The following is a 22,165-nucleotide window of genomic DNA, read 5'->3' as shown; positions in this document are numbered from 1 at the left end:
GAGGGGCGGACCCTGCCTGTTTCCATCACGTCCGTCTCACGCTAATCTAACATTGACTATTGCGTTTGAGACATGAGCGACGACCGCACCACCCGCCACCTCGCTTTCCACGACACCGGACGTGCCGTCGTGGCGATGGAGATCGACTATCCCGACGGCTCCGATACCGGCTGGCATGCCCATCCGCGTGCGCAGCTGCTCTATGCCATCCAAGGCGTGATGATCGTGCGTTCCCAGGCCGGCAGCTGGGTGGTCCCGCCCAACCGGGCGGTTTGGCTGGCGGGCGGGCTGGAGCACGAAGTGCGCATGTGCGGCGACGTGAAGATCCGCACCGTCTTCATCGACCCCACGGCGTCCGCCACCCTGCCCACCGGCAATTGCGTGATCGCCGTCTCCCCGCTGCTGCGCGAACTGATCGTGGCGGCCGTCGCCATTCCGCCCGATTATCCCCCCGGCGGCCGCGACGAAAGGCTGATGCAGCTGCTGCTCGACGAACTCAAGCTTCTCGACGTCCTGCCGCTTCATCTGCCGATGCCGACAGATCTTCGCCTGCGCGCCATCTGCCGGCACCTGATAGCCCACCCGGAAAACGAGGAGACGGCGCAGGACTGGGCCCGGCGGCTCGGCATCACGCCCAAGACGGTTCACCGGCTTTTCGCCAGCCAGACGGGGCTCACCTTCGGCCAATGGCGCCAGCAGGCCTGCCTGCTCTTTGCCCTGGAGCGCCTCGCCGCCGGCGCCCGAATCATCGATGTCGCCTATGACAGCGGCTATGCCAGCCAAAGCGCCTTCACCGCGATGTTTCGGCGGCATTTCGGCCTGCCGCCGAGTGAGTTCTATCGCTGAGCGTGTCTTCCCGGGGACTTGCCAAGCCCGCCTTCCTTGCTTCAAACAGGCATTCCCCCTTTTCCGGATTGCTTTCATGAAATTTCATAAGCTCGGCCGCACCGGCCAGGACGTCTCCGTGATTTGCCTGGGCACCATGACCTGGGGCGAGCAGAACAGCGAGGCCGATGGCTTCGCCCAGATGGATTATGCCCTCGAGCAGGGCGTCAATTTCTTCGACACCGCCGAAATGTATGCCGTGCCGCCGCGCGCGGAGACCGCGGGTTCGACCGAGCGCATCATCGGCAACTGGTTCAAGGCGCGCGGCAGCCGCGACAAGGTGATTCTCGCCAGCAAGGTCGCCGGCGCCGGCACCTCGGTCTGGCTGCGGGACGCCGGGGAACCGACCCGGCTCAATCGCGCCCAGATGACCGAGGCGCTCGACAAGAGCCTGAAGCGCCTTCAGACCGACTATATCGACCTCTACCAGCTCCACTGGCCCGAGCGCTCGATGCCCTGGGGCTCCAATCCCACCGCCTTCCGCGTCAGTCCGGCCGACGAGACCACCTCGATCGGCGAACAGCTCGATATCCTCGACGGCTTCGTGAAGGCCGGCAAGGTCCGCTGGCTCGGGCTCTCCAACGAAAGCGCCTGGGGTGCGATGCGCTTCCTCACCGAAAGCGAGACGCGCGGCCTGGCGCGCATGCAGTCGATCCAGAACGCCTATTCGCTGGTCAACCGCACCTTCGAAACCGCCCTGGCCGAGGTCGCCATGCGCGAGCAGCTCGGCCTGCTGGCCTATTCCGCCCTGGCGCAGGGCTATCTCACCGGCAAATACCGCGACGGCGCCCTGCCGGCCGGGTCGCGCAAGGCCCTGTTCAACCGGCTGCAGCGTTACGAGAAGCCCGGCGCCGACATCGCATTCAACGCCTATCTCGACCTCGCCCGCGAACGGGGCCTCGATCCGGCACAAATGGCGCTGGCCTTCGCCAACACCAGGCCCTTCACGACCGCCACCATCATCGGGGCTACCACCATGGCGCAGCTCAAAACCGCCATCGCCTCGATCGACGTCGCCATTCCGGCCGATCTGGAGGAGCGGATCGACGCCATTCACCAGCTGCACATGAACCCGGCGCCGTGAAGACGCAGCGGATCGGCAGCCGGCGCTGGCCTGGCCGTTTTCCGCAGAAAAAAACAAGCCGCCGGGAGGCCGCGACGCTTTGCGCTTTCCCCTCGGCGGCAAAACTCTCTAGGATTGGCCATCCGACGATAACCATACGGCGTTCATGCCATGCCGCGTCTGTTTACCGCTCTGGAAGTCCCCCCAATCATCGGCATGAAGTTGTCGACGCTCCGCGGTGGCTTGCCCGGTGCCCGCTGGATCGACGTCGAGAACTATCACATCACCCTGTCCTTCATCGGCGACATCGACGATGGGCTGGCGCGTGATGTCGCCGAAGCCCTCGACGGCGTTCGCCGCCCCATCGTCGACATCGTCGTCGACGGGCTGGACGCCTTCGGTGGCAGCAGGCCGAAATCCGTCCATGCCAGGGTGCTGCCCAACCCGGCCCTGATGGAATTGCAGGCCGTGCAGGAGCGCCTGCTCCGCCGGCTCGGCGTGCCGATCGAGAACCGGCAATATACGCCGCATATCACGCTGGCGCGGCTGCGCAGCGAGGCGACGGCTCGCCTTACCGCCGACTGGCTCGCCCTGCGCGGCGGCGGGCGTCTCAGCTTCACCGCCGAACGCTTCGTGCTCTACTCCTCGCGCGATTCGGTGGGCGGCGGTCCCTATATCGTCGAAGAGGCCTATGAGCTGCAGCGGCGGGAAGAGCCTGCAATGCGCTGACGTCGTCCCTGCTGCCTACAAAGCGGCATCGTCACCGCCACGGCTCAATTGCATCGAAGGAGGCCGACATGCCCCAGGCGAAACTGAACGAGGACGAACGCCGCTCTGGCTTGGCGGAGCTTTCCAAATGGGCACCGACGCCGGGCCGGGATGCGATCCGCCGCGTCTTCGTCTTCCGCAATTTCAGCGAGGCCTTCGGCTTCATGGCACGGGCCGCCCTCACCGCCGAAAAGCTCAACCACCATCCCGAATGGTCGAATGTCTACAAGACCGTCGACGTCACCCTCTCCACCCACGACGTCGACGGGCTCACCGAACTCGACCTCAAACTCGCCAGGAGCATGGACAAGATCGCCGCGACGGTAGGGGTGTAGTACCGCCCTCCACAAGGCCGGTTCTGATAATACGGCTTATGCGGCCTGCCATTTCTGAGCGTATTCACCGCGCAGGGCGACGAACCAGGGTGGCTGCGCCGGCAACCACCAGATCTTCGACAGGGCATCGTCAGGATAGGCAGCCCGGAGAAAATCTCGCAGCTTGGCGTCGAGCCGGTCGACGGCCCCCCGCGCCACCGGATTGGCGGAAAAAGCCGTGGCATAGGCAGCCGAGGCCTCCGGCGTCACGATGAAGCGGGCCCATTCATGCGCCTGTTCGGCATTGCGGGCAGTCTTGAGCAGGCCGTAGCCCTGCAGCCAGCCGAAGGCGCCCTCCTTGGGGGCGACGAAGCCGACATCGTCGCCGGCCAGCGCCAGAGCCGTGGTGTCCCAGGTCAGTCCCAGCGTACAGACCTTGCTGCGGAAGGCCGTCAGCGCCTCATTCTCGCTGCTCCAGAACTGGCCGATCATGGCTTTGCGCCTGACCGCCTCGGCCAAGGCCAGGTCCCAGAGCCGGCGCATGGTCGCCTCGTCCTTATAGCCGTCGAGCCAGGGCCTCGGCAGTTTGCCCTCGGCCTCCAGCACCCGGCCCATCGCCGCCAAACCCGTCGACGGCCGCAGGGTGACCTTGCCGCGGTATTTGTCGTCGAAAAGCATGGCGAGCGAGGCCGTGCCATAGGCCTGCGGTGCAGTCTGGCGCGCATAGGCCAACGCCTCGGCGCCCCAGACCACCGGCAGGAAATAACGCCGGCCCTCATGCATGGCCGAGCCGGTCAGGAAGGCCTTGTCATAGAGATCGAGACCGACATTGCCATCATCCCAGGGCTGCAGCAGGTCCGCCTGCAGCCATTCCGGCAGTCGATCGATCGACGGCTCGACGATGTCGGCACCCACGCCTTGGGAGGCGATGCGCGCCTGCGCCAGCATCGCCTCCTGATCGGGCTGCTCGACGAAATTGACGGTGATGCCGGTCTTTTCGGTGAAGCTGCGGAACAGGGCGCTGAAATCATAGCCCGACCAGCCCAGATAGTTCAGTTCCCCGGAGGAGGAGAAGGACTGGCTGACGATGGCGGGCGAAGCCACCGTTCCCACGCCGAGTGCCGCCGCTCCGCGCAGGAAAGCGCGGCGGGTGAGGCGCGGGTGATGCCGGCTTGCCGTGCTCATCGGGCCTCGGAAACGCGAAGCCAGGCCCATGTAGATGCCTTCTCCCCTTGCGGGAGAAGGTCCCGGCAGGGGGATGAGGGGAAAAGCAGCATGCTTACCACCAGTGGGCTCCATTCATGATCTACAGGATTGGCCTCCGGCTCACCCCTCATCCGCCTGCCGGCACCTTCTCCCGCAAGGGGAGAAGGAACATAATTCTCCGCTGTCACGCTTGTCTGCGGCCATCCGCCTCACCTACTCCGCGCGCGCCAGCGCCTGGGCCAGGAAAGTGCCGCCGAGCCGCAGGCCCTGATTGTCGATGCCGTGGCCGAGCCCGCGGCTCATATGGGCCTCGACCGGCACGGAGAGGGCCTTGAGCCCTTCCTGGGAGAACTGGAGCGCAAAGGGAGGAATGACCTGGTCCTGGTCGCCATGCATCAGCAGGACCGGCGGCCTCGCCGTGATCTCCGGCGCCATCACCGTCGGCAACTGTCCGTCCGGGCAGACGAGCACGCCGGAATAGCCGACGATCGCCCCCATCGCCTTGGGCCGGCGAAGCCCGACATGCAGGGCCATCATGGTACCCTGGCTGAAACCGACCAGGGCGAGAGCGGCGTCGTCCAGCCCTTCGCGCTTCAGTTCCTCGTCCAGGAAGGCATCGAGCACGGGACGGGCCGTCTCGACGCCATGCCAGCGCTCATTGGGAATCTGGAAGGTCAAAGGAAACCATTGGCGCCCGAAGGGACCTCCGGCGCAGGGCTCGGGCGCGTGGGGCGAAACAAAGGCGGTGTCGGGCAGGAGTTCCTGCCAGGCTCGGCCGATATCGATCAGGTCGTTGCCGTCCGCGCCATAGCCATGCAGGAACACGACGAGCTGGCGGGCTTTGCCCGATCGGGCGGGCAGGCGGGGTCCGTCGAGCTTCGTCATCCTGGTCTCCTCAAGCAACTCTTGGATTCACTGAACACCCTTGCGTGACGAAAATACGTCGCATCGTCTACTCCAACGCGACGCCCGCCCGGTTCTTTATCTTGGCGTAATAGGCAAAGAGCAGGCGGGCAGCAACACTGCGCCAAGGACGCCAGGCTTCGGCGATATCGGCAAGCGCCGCCGCATCCGGGCGCTCTTCGAGCTCGAGCAGCATGCGTGCGGCTTCCTGCAGGGCAAGATCGCCCGTAGCGAAGGCATCGCCATGGCCGAGGCAGAACATCAGATAGATGTCGGCCGTCCAGGGACCGATGCCTTTGACCTTGGTCAGTTCGAGGCGGGCCTCATCGGCGCTCAGCGTGGCAAGGGCGTCGAGATCGAGCCCCTCCAGCATCGCCTGGCCGAGTGCCCTGAGGGTGCGGATCTTCGGCATGGAGAGGCCGCCGGCGCGAAAATCCGCCTCGGGAGCACTGACCAGCCTCCGCGCCGTGAAGGGATCGAACACAGCCTTGGTGCGCGCCCAGATCGCCCGGGCACTGGCGACGGAGACCTGCTGGGATACGATGATCCAGGCGAGCCCCTCCAGGCCCCCTTCCCTGCGGCGCAAGGGCGGCTCGCCACACAGGTCATGGATGGCGGCCAGCCTCGGGTCGAGCGCGCGCAAGGCCTCGACGCCGGCGAGGATTTCGGCACGCGAACGGATGATCACGGTCATGCCTCTGTGTTACATCGCAGGCGTGACAAATCAATCGAGCAACCGCCCGGTCCTGCGCTTCGCACCCAGCCCGACCGGCCATCTCCATCTCGGCCATGCCCTCTCGGCCTTCGAGAACGAGCGCTGGGCGAAGGCGAGCGGCGGGCGCCTGCTGCTGCGCATCGAGGACATCGACACCACGCGCTGCCGCCCGGAATTCGTCGCTGCCCTGCTGGAAGATCTCGCCTGGCTGGGTCTCCCCTTCGAACCATCGCCGCGGCGCCAATCCGAGCATTTCGACGATTATCGCCAGGCCCTCGACCGTCTCGCCACCATGGGGCTGCTCTACCGCTCCTATGCCTCGCGGGCGGAGATTGCCGCAGCCGTCCGCCAGCCCGGCCATCCGCGCGATCCAGACGGAACACCGCTCTATCCCCGCGCCGCGCTCGCCGCCATGGACGATCCTGCCAGGAGGGATCCAGCCGAGCCCTTCGCCCTCCGGCTCGACATGACGGCGGCCTTGGCAAAGGCTGCGGCGCTGGGACTGTCCCTATTCTGGCGGGAACAGCGAGCCCCTCGAGACCAGAGCGCCCAGCCAATTCCCGCCGGGCCGGAACGCTGGGGCGATGTCGTGCTGGCGCGCAAGGAGTTTCCGGCGAGCTATCATCTGGCCGTGGTGGTCGACGATGCCCTGCAGGGCATTACCCATGTCGTGCGAGGCCGGGATCTCTACCATGCCACCGGCCTGCACCGCCTGCTGCAGGCCCTGCTCGGCCTGCCCGAGCCGATCTACCATCATCACGACCTGCTGCTCGGCCCCGACGGCGAGAAACTGTCGAAATCCGCCCGTTCCACCAGCCTGCGGGCCCTACGCGCGGACGGCGCCACGCCGGCGGACATCAAGCAGATGGCGCTGATGGGCTGAGGGCGCGGGCTAGGCGCAGCGCGTGATCGACGGGCGTTGATTTTGGAGCGCCTTATGCCGCCCCTCACCCTTACCCTCGCCCCGTTTTTACGGGGAGAGGGTAAGGGTGAGGGGCGGAACCAAGCCTAGCCAGTTTCTATCCTCACGCCTGCTTTACCACTTCCTCCACCGCCAGCCATCCCCCCTCGACACGCACCACCCTGATACGCGCACCAGCGCCTGCGTCGGGACCCCTGACCTGCCACACCGTGTCGCCGACCCGGATCCGCCCCTCGCCGTTCACGATGGGGTCGGCCAGGGTGAAACTCTGGCCGACGAGCGCATCGGCCCGGCGGTTGAGGAAGGGCTGCTCCTTGTCGGACGCATCGGCCCTGTGGGCGAAATGCCGGCCGATCCAGGCGAAGACCACGCCGAGAGCTGCGAACAGCAGCAGGGCCAGCGGCCAGCTCAATGGCAGGAAGAGGCTGACGACACCGATAGCCGCGGCGGCGAGGCCGAGCCAGATCATGAAGGCACCGGGCAGAAACACCTCCAGGCCGATCAACACGGCGGCCAGCACGAACCATCCCCAGACATTGATGGACGCAAGTTCGGTCATGGGCAGCTCCAGTCTCAATCCTGGCCGGTCCGCGGCACGCCGGAGCCGGCGCGCTTGGCCGGCGAGGCTGCATCCCCGAAGGTCGCCTTGGCGATCTCGCCGATACCCGCGAGCGAGCCGATCAAGGCCGTCGCCTCCATTGGCAGCACCATCACCTTCTGGTTCGGTGCCGTCGCCATCGCCTGCATGGCCTTCACATATTTGTCGGCGATGAAGTAGTTCAGCGCGGCGACATTCCCATGCGACAGGGCTTCGGAGACGACCTGCGTCGCCGCCGCTTCGGCCTGGGCCGCGCGCTCGCGCGCCTCCGCATCACGGAAGGCGGCTTCCTTGCGCCCTTCGGCTTCCAGCACCTGGGCCTGCTTGCGGCCATCGGCCCGCAGGATCTCCGCGCGCTGCTGGCCCTCGGCCTCGAGAATGACCGCCCGCTTCTCGCGCTCGGCCTTCATCTGGCGTCCCATCGAAGCGATCAGGTCCGCCGGCGGCACGATATCCTTGATCTCGATGCGGGTGACCTTGATGCCCCAGCTGGTCGCTGCCGCATCGACCACGGTCAGGAGCCTGTTGTTGATCTCGTCCCGATGGGAGAGCAGTTGGTCGAGATCCATCGAGCCCATCACCGTACGGATATTGGTCATCAGCAGGTTGAGGATGGCGCTGTTGAGATTGGCGACTTCATAGGCCGCCCTGGCAGCATCGATCACCTGGAAGAAGGCGACGCCGTCGACCGCCACCGAGGCGTTGTCGCGGGTGATGATTTCCTGGGTCGGAACATCCAATACCTGCTCCATCATGTTCATGCGCACGCCGATGCGATGAAAAATCGGCGGTACGATGTTGAGGCCAGGCTGAATGGTATAGGCGTAGCGGCGAAAACGCTCGACCGTGTAATTGTAACCTTGCGGCACGGTCTTCACCATCTTCATCAGGAAGAACAGCAGGACAATGGCCAAGACAAGCACGGCTGTCGTTGCGGTGAGCGGAATATCGGGCATGGCGGTTTCCAGGATCGGGCGAGATCTCACCATGTCTAGCGGTGACCGCGAAGGCTGCAAAGCGCTCTTGCGAATTCGTACAACCGGAAGATGCGAAAACGCACGACGGCCGCCGCCAGCAACGCCATTGCGCTTGCTTGGGTGCGTGATATTAGGATGTATCGAACGAAACGTTCGGCAAATCGAACGAATTGCCGGACGGGCCTTGGGTGACGTGGGAAAAGCAGACGCATGTCGGAAGGTGAGCAGCTACGGGCGAGCTTCCCGGAACTGGCCCGCAAACAGGCAGACCAGCCCGATGACAGCCTGATCGTGGATTTCGGCCCGGAACGGCCGCTCCACCTCGACAGCGGAGTCGATTTTGCCCCGCTGCGCATCGCCTACACCACGGCGGGCACGCTGAATGCGGCGCGATCCAATGCGGTGCTGGTCTGCCACGCACTCACCGGCGACCAGCATGTCGCCAGCATCCACCCCGTGACCGGACGCGCGGGCTGGTGGGACACGCTGGTGGGGCCGGGCAAGCCGATCGACACCGAGCGCTTCTTCGTGATCTGCCCCAATGTGATCGGCAGTTGCATGGGCTCCTCCGGCCCGGCCTCGACCAATCCGGCGACCGGCCGGCCCTATGGCCTCGATTTTCCGGTGGTGACCATCGCCGACATGGTGCGGGCGCAGGCCATGCTGCTCGACCATCTCGGCATCGAGAGCCTGTTTGCCGTGCTCGGCGGCTCGATGGGCGGCATGCTGGTGCTGCAATGGGCCGCCTCCTACCCCGAACGGGTCTTTTCGGCGCTGTGCATTGCCAGCGCCGCCCGGCATACGGCCCAGAACATCGCCTTCAACGAGGTCGGTCGGCAGGCGATCATGGCCGATCCGGACTGGCGCGGCGGCCGCTATATCGAGGCCGGCACCAGGCCCGCCAAGGGCCTGAGCGTCGCCCGCATGGCGGCCCACATCACCTATCTTTCCGAGGACGCGCTGCAGCGCAAATTCGGCCGCAACCTGCAGGATCGCGCCGCGCGCACCTTCACCTTCGATGCCGATTTTCAGATCGAAAGCTATCTGCGCTATCAGGGCCTGAGCTTCGTGGAACGCTTCGACGCCAATTCCTATCTCTATGTCACCCGCGCGATGGACTATTTCGATCTCGCCGCCGAGTATGGCGGCTCCCTCGCCACCGCCTTCAAGGGCACGCATACGCGCTTTTGCGTGGCATCCTTCACCTCGGACTGGCTTTTCCCCACCAGCGCCTCGCGCCAGATCATGCATGCGCTCAACGCCGCCGGCGCCCGTGTCTCCTTCGTCGAGATCGAGACCGACAAGGGCCACGATGCCTTCCTGCTCGACATACCCGAGCTGTTCGAGATGGTGCGCGGCTTCGTGGGGGCCGCCGCCCGCGAGCGAGGCGTGGCATGAGCAGGTTCCGCCCCCGCGACACCAGGACGATGACGGCCCAGCGCAGCGCCACGGCGGCGCCGGGCAGCCGCCTCGATTTCCTGCAGATCCGCGACATGGTGATCCCTGGCGCCCGCGTGCTCGATGTCGGCTGCGGCGATGGCGAATTGCTGTCCCTGCTGGAGGCGACGCGCGGCGTCGATGGCCGCGGCATCGAGATCAGCCAGCTCGGCGTCAACGCCGCCGTCGGGCGTGGCCTCGCCGTGATCCAGGGCGACGCCGATTCCGACCTCTCCGACTATCCCGACGACAGCTTCGACTATGTGATCCTGTCGCAGACCCTGCAGGCCACCCGCAATCCGCGCCAAGTGGTCGAGGACATGCTGCGCATCGGCCGGCGTGCCATCGTCTCCTTCCCGAATTTCGGGCATTGGCGCATTCGCGGCCAGATCATGTTTCGCGGGCGCATGCCGGTGACCGACAACCTGCCCTATGCCTGGTACGACACGCCCAACATCCATTTCTGCTCGATCCGGGATTTCGTCGAGATGGCGCGCGGCCTCGATGCGGTGATCGAACGCGCCGAGGCGCTGACGCTCTCCGGCCAGCCGGTCCAGGTCAGGGCACCGTGGTGGTTCTGGAACCTGTTCGGCGAACAGGCGGTATTCCTGCTGCGGCGGCGCTGAGTGTTGGCTTCGCTAACGCCATAGGCCTCGTCGCGCCGCCCCTCACCGCACCTCTCCCCTTAAGAACGGGGCGAGGAGGCGCAAGCGTTGCAATCGATCCTCGGACCTCTCATCTCGCCCGACGGTTGGGCGAGATGGTTTGCTGTCAATATGAACGCACCGCCGATGTCCCCTCGCCCCGTTCTTACGGGGAGAGGTGCGGTGAGGGGCAGCGCAACCTGGACGAAGACTCAAGTAAGCGGCAGGCTCACGCCCCGCCGGCAACCCGCCCGGCGGCCGGGCTCGGCAGCAGCACAGGCGTGAATTTCGGCGACACGGCGCGCTTGGCGCGCACGGTGATCGGGCGGAACACCTGCTTGGAGGCCTCCACGATGTGCACGCCGGCGAAGGGGGAGGCAAAGCGCCCGGCAAAACGCTCATAGGCCGGCGCGGAACGCAATGCCCAGCCATGGAACATCGGCGGCAGATAGAGCGCCTCCGTCCAGTTCACCGGCGAGAACAGCGCATCGCGCAGCAGCCGGGTCAATTGCGGGCGCGAGAAGGGCCGGCCATTGCCGAAAGGCGTGGCATCCGAACGCGCCCAGACCCCGCGCCGGTTGGGCGCCACCAGCATCACCGTACCGCCCGGGGCAAGCACCCGCCAGATCTCGCGCAGCGTATCGAGGGCGGAATCCGCCTCCTCGAGCAGATGGATGGCCAGCACGCGGTCGAGGCAGCCGTCCGCCAGCGGCAATTCGGTCTCCTCGACCAGCGCTGCGGCAAGCGGGCCGTTTTCAGGCCATTCCAGCACACCCTGCGTCGCCGGATTGAAAGAGACGACGCGTTCGGCCTCGTCCCGGAACATGGTGAGATAGGGGGCGGCAAAGCCGATGCCGGCGACGCGCTGTCCACGCAGGTCGCTCCAGCGCGCCCGGATCTTGGTGGCGATCAGGCGGCCGGCCACGATGCCAAGATTGGTCGAGTAGAAGTCGCGGAGATCGACGACATCGAGCGACATTGCAACCAACACCCACTTACGACAGCTGCAGGTCGACCCTGCAAACCGGAATGACGCCGCCCCGTGCCTTGCCAACTCCCGCCAGGACCGAGCGTCTCCGTGCCCTACCGATCGCGGGCACGCTGACAGTTGAAACCGTTCGGCCGGCAAGCGCAATAGAATGCGTGAGCCCTCTCCCATGCCGGGAAAGGGCTCACGGATCAATCGATCAAGAAAATCGGCGTCAGTTGGTCGCCGTAGCGCCCTGCTCGCCGCCCAGGCCCAGCCAGCGCTTGTAGAAGGGCTGCTCGGTCGGCGGATTGGTGATCGCCGGCGGCAGTTCGGCCATCTGCGCGGCCGGCAGTGCCGCCGCGGCCATCATCGGCTTGCCCGGCGTCAGCGTCTTTGCCTTGCCCGGTTTGGGCTTGGCATCGGGCACCGTGCCGGTCTGGATCGGATCGACCTTGATCGCCGTAACCGGGGCGGCCGGCTGCTCGGTCGGCGCAAAGCCAAGCCAGCGCGCATAGAAGGGCTGGCCTTCCGGCGCGGCCGAAGCCACCAGCTGGCTGGCCGGCGCACTGGAAGCAACCGGTGCAGCGGCCACCGCCACCGGCGTCTGCGGTATCGGAGCCGGCAACTTGCTGCCCATCAGGCGGGCATAGACGGCCTCCTGGCGCTTGGCGACAGCCTTGGGATCCGCCGCGCCCTTGATCGGCTTGCGGGCCACTGCGGCTTCCGAATAGAGCAGGCTTTCGGCTGCGGCATAGGTGACGCGATGGGCCGCATTCGCATCCGCTTCCGTCGCCGGGGCACCCGCGTCATTGAGCGCCACTTCGGTCACGTCGACGCGCGAATAGCTGAAGGGCCGATCCTTGCCGGGCACCGCCGACTGATCGACGGCACGCGCTGCGAACACCGGATTGGAACCGCCGTCCTGATAGATATAGTTGACGGCCTTGGTACCGGAGGCGATCAGCGCGGTGATCTTGGCATCGTCGTTGCGCCGCTTCTCGTAGACGGCGGCAGCCACGCTTTGGTTCGCCGGAGCGATACCGCACTGGGTCCCGCCATTGCCGTTGAAGACATAGCGGCCCTTGCAGACATCGACCTTCACCGTCTGCTTGGTGACCTCGAAATTGTCGGTGCCTTCCTTGAGATTCTGCCAGAAGCCGATATTCGGATTGCGGCGATTGCGGGCCATGTTCTCGGGCGTCATGCGGAAGGGCAGCGACTGCACCTGGAACGAAGCCTGGCCGCCCTGCAGCGCCTCGCGCGCCACGGCATAGATCTCGGCCACCTGCTTGTCGGTCATGGCAAAGCAGCCGCGCGAAGAGCAGGAGCCGTGCACCATGATGTTGCCGCCGGCGCGGCCGAGCTGACGATCGAAATTGTTGGGATAGCCGATGTCGAAGGACAGGTAATATTGCGAATTCGGATTGAGGCTGCTCATGCTCACGGCATAGAAGCCCTCGGGCACCTGCCGATCGCCCTCGCTCTTCTTCGGACCGAGCTGGCCCGACCAGCGGCAGACCGGATAGCTCTTGAGCAGGGCATAACGTCCACTCGATGTCTGCTTCCAGATTTCGAGTTCGGACTCCTTCTTGTAGATGCGCACCAGGATCGGCGCGGAACGCGCCATGCCCTTGGCCTGCATTTCGGCAATCAGCGCCTGCGGCACCGGGCTAGTCGAGCGAACACTTGCGCCATTCTGATTGGAACAGGCCGCCGCCAGCAAAAGAACCGGCACGGCCATTGCAATCTTGCGCATCAACTTGAAGTGAGCGGTCATGAACCAGTGAACCCGTGCAAAGTCAGTAATACAGACTAAGGGACATTTACAGTCAACGACCACTCGCCGCAAGTCGTGGGCCAATCGTGGTTACGCAACAGCGTGAACGAACTCTTAACGGCACAATGCCTGATTCCACGCCCTGCCGATAGGGGCCTTTCACCCGAAACTGGCTGGCGACCCTATAGATTTCCTCACCACTCGACAAGCATCGCCGCGACGAGACCTCGGACCGCACAGGACAATGGATTGCAGGATGGAGTCTTCGCCGCTCCCCCGGGCGAACGAGCCGCCCCTATACTGCGTATGAAGCGGGCTGATCCTGAGCCTGCTCGCTGTCATGGACCTGTCGCACGCGCTGGCTATCCCTAGCGCAAAGCGCGTTCAGGGGGAACGCGCTGTCTTCCAGCTCTTTGTTTCGGCGCGTCTTTGCAAGTGCGGCACCTTCGCCAAACCGCGGGAGGCTCCAGTGACAAAGTCGGCTTCGCATCGCGAAAGGATTGCCATGCGCACGCTCCTCGCCGCTCTTGCGGTCACCACCATGCTGATCGGTCCCAGCCAGGCCGCGGGCATCTATCCTCTCGACCGCGCCACCATCCTGGCCGGCTCGCCCTTCGACTTCAAGGCCGAGTTCGCCGGCACGGTGAAGCCGGAGGATGTGCGCGTCACCGTCAACGGGCAGGACTACAAGGGTGTGTTCGGCAAGGACGTCGAGTTCATCGCCTCCGAAAAGGGCAAGGACGACAAGGATCTCGGCTCGGCGGTGCTGCTGCGCGGCCTCACCCTCGGCGTACCCGGCACCTACAAGGTCGAAGTCTCGGCCGGCGGACAGAGCCGCAGCGTGACCTGGGACGTCTTCGGCACGCCCGCCACGCCCAAGGCCAAGAACATCATCTTTCTGCTCGGCGACGGCCTGACGGTCGCCAATCGCACCGGCGCGCGCATCATGTCCAAGGGCATGACCGAGGGCAAGGCCAATGGCCGTCTCAACATGGACGACCTCGACCACATGGCCTTCATCGGCACTTCGGCCACGGACGCCATCGCCACGGACAGCGCCAACACCATGTCGGCCTATATGACCGGGCACAAGACGGCGGTGAACGCTCTCGGTGTCTACGCCGACCGCACGCCCGCCACCCTGGATGATCCGCGTGTCGAGACTATCGCGGAGGCGCTGCGCCGCACGTCCAAGAAGTCGATCGGCGTGATATCCACCGCCGAGATCGAGGACGCCACCCCCGCCGCAGTGGTCGCCCACACCCGCAAGCGGGCCGACAAGGCAGAAATCGTCGGCATGTTCTACGACGTGAAGCCCGAAATCATCCTGGGCGGCGGCTCGGCCTATTTCCTGCCGAAATCGACCACCGGCTCCAAGCGCAAGGACGACAAAGACTATATCCAGCTCTTCAAGGATGCCGGCTACACTGTCGCCACCGACAAGGACAGCCTCGCCGCGGCTTCCGGCACCAATACCGGCAAGATCCTCGGCCTCTTCCACACCGGTAACATGGACGTGGCGCTCGACCGCAACCTGCTCAAGAAAGGCACGGTGGAGAAGTTCCCCAACCAGCCCGGCCTGGTCGACATGACCAAGACGGCCCTCGACCAGCTGTCCAAGAATCCGGAAGGCTTCTTCCTGATGGTGGAAGCCGCCACGGTCGACAAGATGTCGCATGCGCAGGATGGCGAGCGCTCGCTCTATGACACCATCGAATTCGACAAGGCAATCGGCGTGGCGCGCGAATTCGCCAGGACCCATCCCGACACGCTGATCGTCGCCACCGGCGACCATACCCATTCCATGTCGATCATCGGCACCGTCGACGACAGCAAGCCCGGCACCGACATGCGCGAGAAGGTCGGCATCTATGCCGAAGCCGGCTTCACCAATTACGAGGACAAGGACGGCGACGGCTATCCCGACAAGATCGATCCCAGCAAGCGCCTGGCCATCGTCTACGGAAACTACCCCGATCACTACGAGACCTTCAGCCCGAAGCTGGACGGCCCCTATGAGCCGGCCATCCAGAACGAGAAGAAGGAATATGTCGCCAATCCCGCCTATAAGGACGTGCCTGGCGCCGTCTTCGTCCAGGGCAACATCCCGCGCAACAACGACAGCACCGCCCACGCCGTCGACGACGTCGTGCTGCAGGCGACGGGCCCGGGCGCCGAAGGCTTCAAGGGCTATCTGGAAGAAAGCGACGTCTATCGCGTTCTTGCTGACGCCTTCGCGCTCGGCGCCTCCGGCCCCCAGAAGGCCCAGATGCAGTAAGGCTTTGCCCGAAATAAACGAGCGAATTGGCTCAACCTTTGTCATTGCCGGGCTTCACCCGGCAATCCAGCCCTCCTCCCGGCACTGAAGACGAGGCGGTTGGATGCCCGGGTCAAGCCCGGGCATGACAATGGCAGCGTTTCAGTTGTTGCCGACAACGCCTAATGATCGGACGGCAACCCTCGGGCGGCTAGCCGCCCGATGGCGATGTTTCTCGAGAGCGCCGACCTCGGCCCGCGTAAGAGCTCACCATGACGACCATCCCTTTCCTGTCCCGCCGCCATGTCGTGACTCTGCTCGGGCTGTCGCCTCTCCTCCTGGCTCGACCGGCCCTGGCGGCCCCTGCAGCGCTCGGCTTTCCCGAACTCTACGGCAAGATCAGCGTGCTCGGCCTGGAATTCTCGGCCAAGGTCAAGGAGCTCGACGGCAAGGACGTGGTGATGAGCGGCTTCATGGCGCCGCCGCTCAAGGCGGAGGCCACCTTCTTCGTGCTCACCGAAATCCCGATGTCGATCTGCCCCTTCTGCTCCTCCGACGCGGACTGGCCGGACAATATCGTGGTGATCTATCTCGACGAGAAGCAGACCTTCGTGCAGCCCGGCACCAGGATCGAGGTGTCGGGACGCCTGGAAGTGGGGTCCTGGACCGATCCGGAAACCGGCTTTCTCAGCCGGCTGCGCCTGCGGGATGCCCGCTACTGGGTGGTCTGATCCCGTGCTGGCGCTCAAGCTCGAAAATATCACCATCTCCTTTCCCGGCCTCGCCGCACCGGTGCTGCGCATCGAGCGGCTGGCTCTGGCCGCAGGCAGCCAGCTCGCCGTGACCGGCCCGTCGGGCTCGGGCAAGAGCACCTTCGTCAACGTCGTCACCGGCCTCGAGCGCGTCGCGCAAGGCAGGGTATGCTGGGGCGACACCGACATCGCCAAGCTGCCGGAGGGCGCCAGGGACCGCTGGCGCGGGCAGAATATCGGCCTGGTCATGCAGGATTTCCATCTCTTCCCCGGCCTGTCGGCCCTGGAGAACGTGCTGCTGCCGCTGCGCCTGTCGGGGCGCGCCGGCAAGAGCGCGATCGAGCGCGGCCACGCCCTGCTCCAGCGGGTGGGCTTGTCCCGGCCGGATCAGGCGATCGACGGCATGTCCCGCGGCGAGATGCAGCGCGTCGCCCTCGCCCGGGCGCTGCTGCGCCGGCCGGCCGTGCTGGTGGCGGACGAACCGACCGCCAGCCTCGACGCCGAGAGCGGCGCCCTCGTGGGCGACCTCCTCATCGAGCTTGCCGGCACGGAAGGCAGCACGCTCATCGTCGTCTCGCACGACACCGCACTCACGAGCCGGCTGGCAAGGCGGCTGACGCTCGCCGCCGGCCGCGTCGCATCGGACGAGCAAATAAGGGCGCAGGCCGCATGATCCGCTTCATCCTCGCCGACCTGCGCCGCGTCTGGGCGGGCGCGCTGGCCGTGGTGCTGCTGGTGGCGCTGGCGACCGCACTCGGCGTCGGCGTGGTGCTGCAGGAACGGGCGATGCGCCTCGGCAGCGCCCGTGCCGCAGACAGGTTCGATCTGGTCATCGGTGCCGCCGGCAGCGAGGCCCAGCTGGTGCTCTCCTCTGTCTTCCTGCAGCCCTCGCCTTTGCCCCTGATGCCGGCGGAGACGCTGCGCAAACTCGCCGCCGATCCGCGCGTGGCCTGGGTCGCCCCGATCGGCTTTGGCGATTCCTACCAGGGCCGGCCGATCGTCGGAACCACCACGGCCCTTCTGAAGGCGTTGTCGGATGGTCTTGCCGAAGGCCGCGCTTTCGCCGCCGAGGGCGAGGCGGTGGTCGGCGCTGCCGCCGGCATTCCACTCGGCACCCGCATCAAGCCCTCGCACGGCATGGCCGAGGAAGGGGGCCATGCCCATACCGAACTCGCCTATACCGTGGTGGGACGCCTCAAGCCGAGCCATACGGCCTGGGACAAGGCCGTATTGGTGCCGATCCAGGCCGTCTGGCATCTGCACGGGCTCGGCCATGCCGAGGAAACCGCCGATCACGATGCCCATCACGAACATGAGGGCTCCAAGCCCGGAGAAGCCTACCATGGAGAAGCCGACCATGGCGAAGCCGGGCATGAGGAGCATGAGCATGAAGGCGCGATCGACGCGGCCGCTCCGCTCGACGAGAGCTTTGCCACTACCGCCGCCGGCGTGCCGGCCCTGCTGATCAAGCCCCGCACGATCGCGGACGCCTACAAGCTGCGCCAGGCCTATCGCGGCGAGGGCACGCTCGCCGTCTTCCCGGCCGAAGTGCTGACCCGGCTCTACGCCACGCTCGGCGACGCCCGCACCGTGCTGGTGGCGGTGGCAGCCGGCGCGCAATTGCTGGTGGCGGCGGCCCTGATCTTCGTGACGGTGATCCATGTCGGCCAACGCCGGCGCCAGATCGGCGCGCTGCGCGCCCTCGGCACGCCGCGCCTGACCGTTCTTGCCATCGTCTGGTCCGAGCTTTTCGTCCTGCTCGCACTCGGCATCGCAGCCGGCTTCGCGCTCGGCTATCTCGGCGCCCTCACCCTATCGGGCTGGGTGACGAGCTGGAGCGGCATGGTCCTGCCGGTGGCGTTCACGCGGGCCGATCTCGGCCTCGCCGCCCTGCTGGCCGGTTTCGCCGCCCTTCTCGGCCTCGCCCCTGCCTTGCTGGCCTATCGGCAATCGCCGGCGGCAGCGCTGAGGGGGTGAGGCGCAGACGCCTTGACCATGTCATTGCGAACGTAACGGAGCAATCCAGGAGTTACAGCCGATATTCGCGACCCAGGATTGCTTCGCTACGCTCGCAATGACGCGTGAATAGCAGCCCCCCTCTACAGGCTGCGGCCGATCATCAGATATTTGTCCTGGCGCGCCCGGATCAGAGCTTCGCGGGACTGATTGAAGAGTTCGCGCAGCGAATTCTGAATGAAGTCACCGGTGGTCTCGATCGCCTTCTCGGGCGTGCGATGCGCACCGCCTGTCGGCTCGGGAATGATGGCGTCGATCACGCCGAACTTCAGGAGATCCTGCGCCGTGATCTTCATGTTGTTGGCGGCATCCTGCGCCTTGCTGGCCTCGCGCCAGAGGATGGAGGCCGCGCCTTCCGGCGAGATCACCGAATAGATGGAATGCTCCAGCATCAGGACCCGGCTCGCCGCCGCCACCGCGATGGCACCGCCGGAACCGCCTTCGCCGATGACAACGGCAACGTTGGGCGAGCCCAGCCCCAGACAGGCATCGGTCGAGCGGGCAATCGCCTCGGCCTGGCCACGCTCCTCGGCATCGATGCCCGGATAGGCGCCGGCCGTGTCGACGAAGGAAATCACCGGCAATTCGAAACGATCGGCCATTTCCATCAGACGCACGGCCTTGCGATAGCCTTCGGGCCGCGCCATGCCGAAATTATGCCGGATGCGGCTTTCGGTGTCGGAGCCCTTTTCATGGCCGAGGATGCAGACGGCCTCGCCGCGGAAGCGGCCGAAGCCGCCGATGATCGCCTCGTCGTCGCCGAACTTGCGGTCGCCGGCAAGCGGCGTGAAATCCTCGATCAGGGCGGCGATATAGTCATTGGCGTGCGGACGCTCCGGGTGGCGAGCCACCAGGGTCTTCTGCCAGGGCGTGAGCTGGGCATAGAGATCGCGCAGCGCCTGGTTCGCCTTGGCCTCCAGCCGCTGGATCTCATCCCCGATCGCCACTGCGTCACCCGACTCCGCCATCGCGCGCAGTTCCTCGACTTTGGCCTCGAGCTCGGCCACGGGTTTTTCAAAATCGAGATAGCTGCGCATGGGTGCCCAAATGACGACGAAAGGAGCCGGAAACTGGCGTCTCACGCCAGGGAAGTCAAGGAAGGGTTTCGCATATCTCCCCTTCGCACAGACCGTTCACCGCTTCATGACGAACGGAGCAGTCCGGCGAAAGGCACTATTTCTGCCGTCGCTGCCGCTGGGCGCGGGCGAGGACGGGCAACACCATCCGGGTCGGCAGGACCGACAGGATGGCAACCATCAGCCTCGGGATCATGCCCGGCACCACCACGGTACGACGCCCGAAATAACCGGCCAGTCCGATATGGGCAACATCCTTGGCCGAAAGCGGGCGCGTCATGGCGATAACGCCGGACCTGCCGAAACCCGCCCGGGCGCCGAAGCGGGTGGGCACCGGGCCGGGGCAGAGGGCGCAGACGCGGATACCGCTCTCCCGCTCCTCGAAAGCCAGCGCCCGCGTCAGCGACAGCACGAAGGCCTTGCTGGCATAGTAGACGGCAAGCCCCGGCCCCGGCGTGAAACCGGCGACCGAGGCGACGTTCAGCACGCCGCCTTCGTTCTCGCGGATCTCGGGCAGGAAGGCGAGCGTCAGCGCCAGCAAAGCCCGGCAATTGAGGTCGACCATGCCGATCTGGCCGGATACCGACAGGTCCGCCATGTCGCCGGCCAGGCCGAAGCCGGCATTGTTGACCAGGTGCCGGACGCTGAGGTCCTGCTCGCGCAACGCGGTCCTGACGGCCTCGGCAGCATCGGCCCGCTCGAGATCCAGCGCGGCGACCGCAACGAAACGCCCCGTCGCCGCCGCGATCTCGCCCTGGACGCGCAGCAATTCGCCCTGCGTCCGGGCGATCAGCATCAGGTCCTCGCCCTGCTCGGCCAGGGCATGGGCCAATGCCTCGCCGATGCCGCTGGATGCGCCCGTGACCAAGGCGACCGGACGGCTCACTCGCTGGCTTCCGGCAGGAGCACGTCGTTCTGGGCAGCCGCCTTGCTGCGGATCGTGGTGCGCGCCGGCACCGGAACATCGAGGGCCTCGGCAACGCGCCAGACGAGATTATCCTCGAACTCGTGCAGCATACCGTCGGCGAACACGATCTCCCACATCATCTCGACGATGCGCTGGCGCCCTTCAATGTTGTAGGCGCGCTTCACCACGCCGGTGAAATCATTGAAATCGAGGGCATCGCGATTGCGCTCGCCCGCCGCTGCCAGCAAAGCGCGGGTCTCGTCCTCATCGAGCGAAAAGCGTTCCTGCAGCAATGCGGCTACCCGCGCCTTCTCGGCCGGACTCTCGACCCCGTCCACATTCATGGCATAGACGAGCAACCCGGCGGCCGCGACGCGATGGTCGGTCTCGTCGAAGACGTAACGCGGCCTGGCCGGTCCGCCCGGTGCAAAACCGCGTATCAGCTTTTGCAAGCGAGCCAACATGGCAACATCCCGCCTCGGAACCATACCCGTGCAGAACGCGCGTTCACGGCTGAACGTGCCTTGCACCAACTCTTCAGTTCGACGTTCTTTGCGGCTTGCGGTGATTCCGTCAAACGGCAAAGACCCTGTCCTGCGCTGGCTCCGATTATGGCCGCCCGGCTGACCCAGAAGGCGATAAATAGAACCTGAGTTCAATATGCGGGGGCCCTGCGCAAGTTCAACCCGTCGACAATAAAAAAGCCGGCGATCCCGTGGGATCGCCGGCTGCTCAGGTAAAACCGATTGGTTTGGCGCCTATTCGCTCGCGGTTTCCGCGCTCGCTTCAGCCGTTTCACTTGCGGCGGCAGCCTTCTTCGAGACACGGCGCTTGCGCGGACGCGGAGCGACGGCAGCCTCAGCCTCGGCTTCCACCGCTGCGGGAGCAGCTGCAGGAGCCGCTTCTAGCGTTGCGGCAGGTGCCGGGGCGGCGGGGGCCACCGCCGGCGTGCCGGTGATGAAGGAGGGCAAGGTGGAAAGGGCATGGTCGTCATGCAGATCCGGCTGGGGCTGGTCGACCGGCACCACCGGTGCCGGCTGGAACGCGCCGCGCTCGCCCTGCCCCCGTTCGCTGAAAAGCGGCCCGTCGCCGGCATTGGCGCGGTCACGGAAGGGACGATCGCCACGATCGAAGCGGCGGTCGCGCCGGCCATGGCGCTGATTGAAGCGCGGCTCGCCACCACCCTCGCCCTCGGCCGCCTGGCCATTGGGCTGTCCGTCGAACTGACGGTCGCGCTGGCGCTCCTCGCGATAAGGCCGCTCCTCGCGGGGCTGCCTGTCCTCGCGCGGCTGGCGCTCCTCACGCGGGCCGCGCTCGCCGTTGAAACGGTCATTGCGGTCGCGGAAACGGTGCTCGCGCTCGCGGTAAGGCTGGCCGCCTTCGCCGCGCTCCCCGAAATTGCGGTCACGTCCCGGCTGCACCAGGCGCGGCTGCTCGTCGAAGCCCTGCGCGCCGCCGAACTGATTCGCCGGCGTACCGAAACCCTGCGGCATCGAGGGGATCGGGCCCTCGAAATCGGCATCGTCGCCGTCTTCCTCGTCCTCGGCACCATGGCCGAAGGTCTGGTCGCTGGGAAACTGGGGCTGTGCCGCCGCGATGATGCGGAAATAATGCTCTGCATGCTGCAGATAGGACTCGGCCAGGATCGGGTCGCCGGAGGATTGGGCATCGCGCGCCAGCTGAACGTATTTTTCAGCAATATGGGCGGCGGTTCCACGAACCTTCACGTCCGGGCCATTCGACTCATAGCTCCGGCTCAGCGGGTTCGGACCCTTGCCGCCGCGTGAACGGCCACGCATACGCTTTTGCTGTCCCTGCCTCATAGATTGATCTCATTCTCCGCTATAAACCTGCGCAATCTCGCGAAGCGACGGCGAACCTTCGTCATGGCCATTGCATCGCAGCAGTCAATGCATGGGTCAGGAAAACCATGGTTCCGCCTGCGTCGGGCGCAGCAGCACACTCCGGCAGATCGCCA

General features: G+C 65.8%; 22 protein-coding genes. 11 read left to right on the top strand and 11 right to left on the bottom strand.

Going from position 1 to position 22,165, the window contains the following annotated elements; genetic code table 11:
- The first annotated feature begins 72 nt into the window (after positions 1-72).
- The 4 genes from C5L14_RS06720 (at position 73) to C5L14_RS06705 (ending at position 3,051) form a co-directional block, all read left to right on the top strand.
- A complete protein-coding gene (locus C5L14_RS06720; protein ID WP_105861241.1) occupies positions 73-846 on the top strand; it encodes an AraC family transcriptional regulator in 774 nt (257 codons plus the stop codon).
- 76 nt (positions 847-922) lie between these two features.
- Complete coding sequence (locus C5L14_RS06715) at positions 923-1,969, top strand: aldo/keto reductase (protein WP_105861240.1); 1,047 nt, start codon at positions 923-925, stop codon at positions 1,967-1,969.
- 150 nt (positions 1,970-2,119) lie between these two features.
- On the top strand, positions 2,120-2,677 hold the full coding sequence (gene thpR, locus C5L14_RS06710) for an RNA 2',3'-cyclic phosphodiesterase (RefSeq protein WP_105861239.1): 558 nt from the start codon (positions 2,120-2,122) through the stop codon (positions 2,675-2,677).
- Between the two features lie 68 nt (positions 2,678-2,745).
- On the top strand, positions 2,746-3,051 hold the full coding sequence (locus C5L14_RS06705) for a 4a-hydroxytetrahydrobiopterin dehydratase (RefSeq protein ID WP_105861238.1): 306 nt from the start codon (positions 2,746-2,748) through the stop codon (positions 3,049-3,051).
- Between the two features lie 36 nt (positions 3,052-3,087).
- On the opposite strand, the gene C5L14_RS06700 is transcribed toward C5L14_RS06705, so the two are convergent.
- The 3 genes from C5L14_RS06700 to C5L14_RS06690 all read right to left on the bottom strand — a co-directional run bounded on the left by C5L14_RS06700 (position 3,088) and on the right by C5L14_RS06690 (position 5,833).
- The gene (locus tag C5L14_RS06700) at positions 3,088-4,215 is read right to left on the bottom strand and encodes an extracellular solute-binding protein (protein ID WP_181161050.1); all 1,128 of its coding nucleotides are present in this window, start codon (positions 4,213-4,215) and stop codon (positions 3,088-3,090) included.
- A gap of 234 nt (positions 4,216-4,449) precedes the next feature.
- On the bottom strand, positions 4,450-5,121 hold the full coding sequence (locus C5L14_RS06695; protein WP_105861236.1) for an alpha/beta hydrolase: 672 nt from the start codon (positions 5,119-5,121) through the stop codon (positions 4,450-4,452).
- Between the two features lie 67 nt (positions 5,122-5,188).
- Complete coding sequence (locus tag C5L14_RS06690; RefSeq protein WP_105861235.1) at positions 5,189-5,833, bottom strand: DNA-3-methyladenine glycosylase family protein; 645 nt, start codon at positions 5,831-5,833, stop codon at positions 5,189-5,191.
- A 22-nt stretch (positions 5,834-5,855) separates the two neighbouring features.
- Here C5L14_RS06690 and gluQRS point away from each other — a divergent pair, with 22 nt between their 5' ends.
- The gene (gene gluQRS, locus C5L14_RS06685; RefSeq protein ID WP_245443273.1) at positions 5,856-6,737 is read left to right on the top strand and encodes a tRNA glutamyl-Q(34) synthetase GluQRS; all 882 of its coding nucleotides are present in this window, start codon (positions 5,856-5,858) and stop codon (positions 6,735-6,737) included.
- Positions 6,738-6,879: 142 nt separating this feature from the next.
- Here gluQRS and C5L14_RS06680 read toward each other — a convergent pair whose 3' ends face one another.
- Together C5L14_RS06680 and C5L14_RS06675 are read right to left on the bottom strand one after the other, a co-directional pair.
- Positions 6,880-7,335, bottom strand: a complete 456-nt coding sequence (locus tag C5L14_RS06680) for an NfeD family protein (protein WP_210203210.1) — start codon at positions 7,333-7,335, stop codon at positions 6,880-6,882.
- A 14-nt stretch (positions 7,336-7,349) separates the two neighbouring features.
- Complete coding sequence (locus C5L14_RS06675) at positions 7,350-8,330, bottom strand: SPFH domain-containing protein (RefSeq protein ID WP_105861233.1); 981 nt, start codon at positions 8,328-8,330, stop codon at positions 7,350-7,352.
- A gap of 231 nt (positions 8,331-8,561) precedes the next feature.
- On the opposite strand from C5L14_RS06675, the gene metX reads away from it, so the two are divergent.
- Together metX and metW are read left to right on the top strand one after the other, a co-directional pair.
- The gene (gene metX, locus C5L14_RS06670; protein ID WP_105861232.1) at positions 8,562-9,749 is read left to right on the top strand and encodes a homoserine O-acetyltransferase MetX; all 1,188 of its coding nucleotides are present in this window, start codon (positions 8,562-8,564) and stop codon (positions 9,747-9,749) included.
- Between the two features lie 29 nt (positions 9,750-9,778).
- A complete protein-coding gene (gene metW / locus C5L14_RS06665; RefSeq protein WP_105861354.1) occupies positions 9,779-10,414 on the top strand; it encodes a methionine biosynthesis protein MetW in 636 nt (211 codons plus the stop codon).
- Between the two features lie 247 nt (positions 10,415-10,661).
- On the opposite strand, the gene C5L14_RS06660 is transcribed toward metW, so the two are convergent.
- Positions 10,662-11,411 (bottom strand): methyltransferase domain-containing protein, encoded by a 750-nt coding sequence (locus C5L14_RS06660; RefSeq protein WP_105861231.1) that lies wholly within the window; start codon positions 11,409-11,411, stop codon positions 10,662-10,664.
- Between the two features lie 223 nt (positions 11,412-11,634).
- Positions 11,635-13,179 carry a L,D-transpeptidase family protein gene (locus tag C5L14_RS06655; RefSeq protein ID WP_105861230.1) on the bottom strand — a complete coding sequence of 515 codons (1,545 nt, stop codon included), beginning with the start codon at positions 13,177-13,179 and terminating at the stop codon, positions 11,635-11,637.
- 505 nt (positions 13,180-13,684) lie between these two features.
- Here C5L14_RS06655 and C5L14_RS06650 point away from each other — a divergent pair.
- The 4 genes from C5L14_RS06650 (at position 13,685) to C5L14_RS06635 (ending at position 18,165) form a co-directional block, all read left to right on the top strand.
- On the top strand, positions 13,685-15,457 hold the full coding sequence (locus tag C5L14_RS06650) for an alkaline phosphatase (protein ID WP_105861229.1): 1,773 nt from the start codon (positions 13,685-13,687) through the stop codon (positions 15,455-15,457).
- A gap of 251 nt (positions 15,458-15,708) precedes the next feature.
- Complete coding sequence (locus tag C5L14_RS06645; RefSeq protein ID WP_105861228.1) at positions 15,709-16,167, top strand: hypothetical protein; 459 nt, start codon at positions 15,709-15,711, stop codon at positions 16,165-16,167.
- Between the two features lie 4 nt (positions 16,168-16,171).
- Complete coding sequence (locus tag C5L14_RS06640) at positions 16,172-16,861, top strand: ABC transporter ATP-binding protein (RefSeq protein ID WP_105861227.1); 690 nt, start codon at positions 16,172-16,174, stop codon at positions 16,859-16,861.
- A complete protein-coding gene (locus C5L14_RS06635) occupies positions 16,858-18,165 on the top strand; it encodes an FtsX-like permease family protein (protein WP_105861226.1) in 1,308 nt (435 codons plus the stop codon). The genes C5L14_RS06640 and C5L14_RS06635 overlap by 4 nt, the downstream gene beginning before the upstream one ends.
- A 122-nt stretch (positions 18,166-18,287) precedes the next feature.
- On the opposite strand, the gene C5L14_RS06630 is transcribed toward C5L14_RS06635, so the two are convergent.
- The 4 genes from C5L14_RS06630 to C5L14_RS06615 all read right to left on the bottom strand — a co-directional run bounded on the left by C5L14_RS06630 (position 18,288) and on the right by C5L14_RS06615 (position 21,986).
- On the bottom strand, positions 18,288-19,241 hold the full coding sequence (locus C5L14_RS06630) for an acetyl-CoA carboxylase carboxyltransferase subunit alpha (protein ID WP_105861353.1): 954 nt from the start codon (positions 19,239-19,241) through the stop codon (positions 18,288-18,290).
- Positions 19,242-19,377: 136 nt separating this feature from the next.
- A complete protein-coding gene (locus tag C5L14_RS06625; protein ID WP_105861225.1) occupies positions 19,378-20,166 on the bottom strand; it encodes an SDR family NAD(P)-dependent oxidoreductase in 789 nt (262 codons plus the stop codon).
- A complete protein-coding gene (locus C5L14_RS06620; RefSeq protein ID WP_105861224.1) occupies positions 20,163-20,651 on the bottom strand; it encodes a TerB family tellurite resistance protein in 489 nt (162 codons plus the stop codon). Before C5L14_RS06620 ends, C5L14_RS06625 begins: the two co-directional genes overlap by 4 nt.
- A gap of 294 nt (positions 20,652-20,945) precedes the next feature.
- Complete coding sequence (locus tag C5L14_RS06615; RefSeq protein ID WP_181161049.1) at positions 20,946-21,986, bottom strand: DUF4167 domain-containing protein; 1,041 nt, start codon at positions 21,984-21,986, stop codon at positions 20,946-20,948.
- Between the last annotated feature and the right edge of the window lie 179 nt (positions 21,987-22,165).

The organism is Labrys okinawensis (assembly GCF_002982075.1).
GTDB classification, from domain to species: Bacteria; Pseudomonadota; Alphaproteobacteria; order Rhizobiales; family Labraceae; genus Labrys; species Labrys okinawensis_A.
Note: the sequence above shows the minus strand (reverse complement) of the source record. Positions and strands in the feature narration are given on the sequence as shown.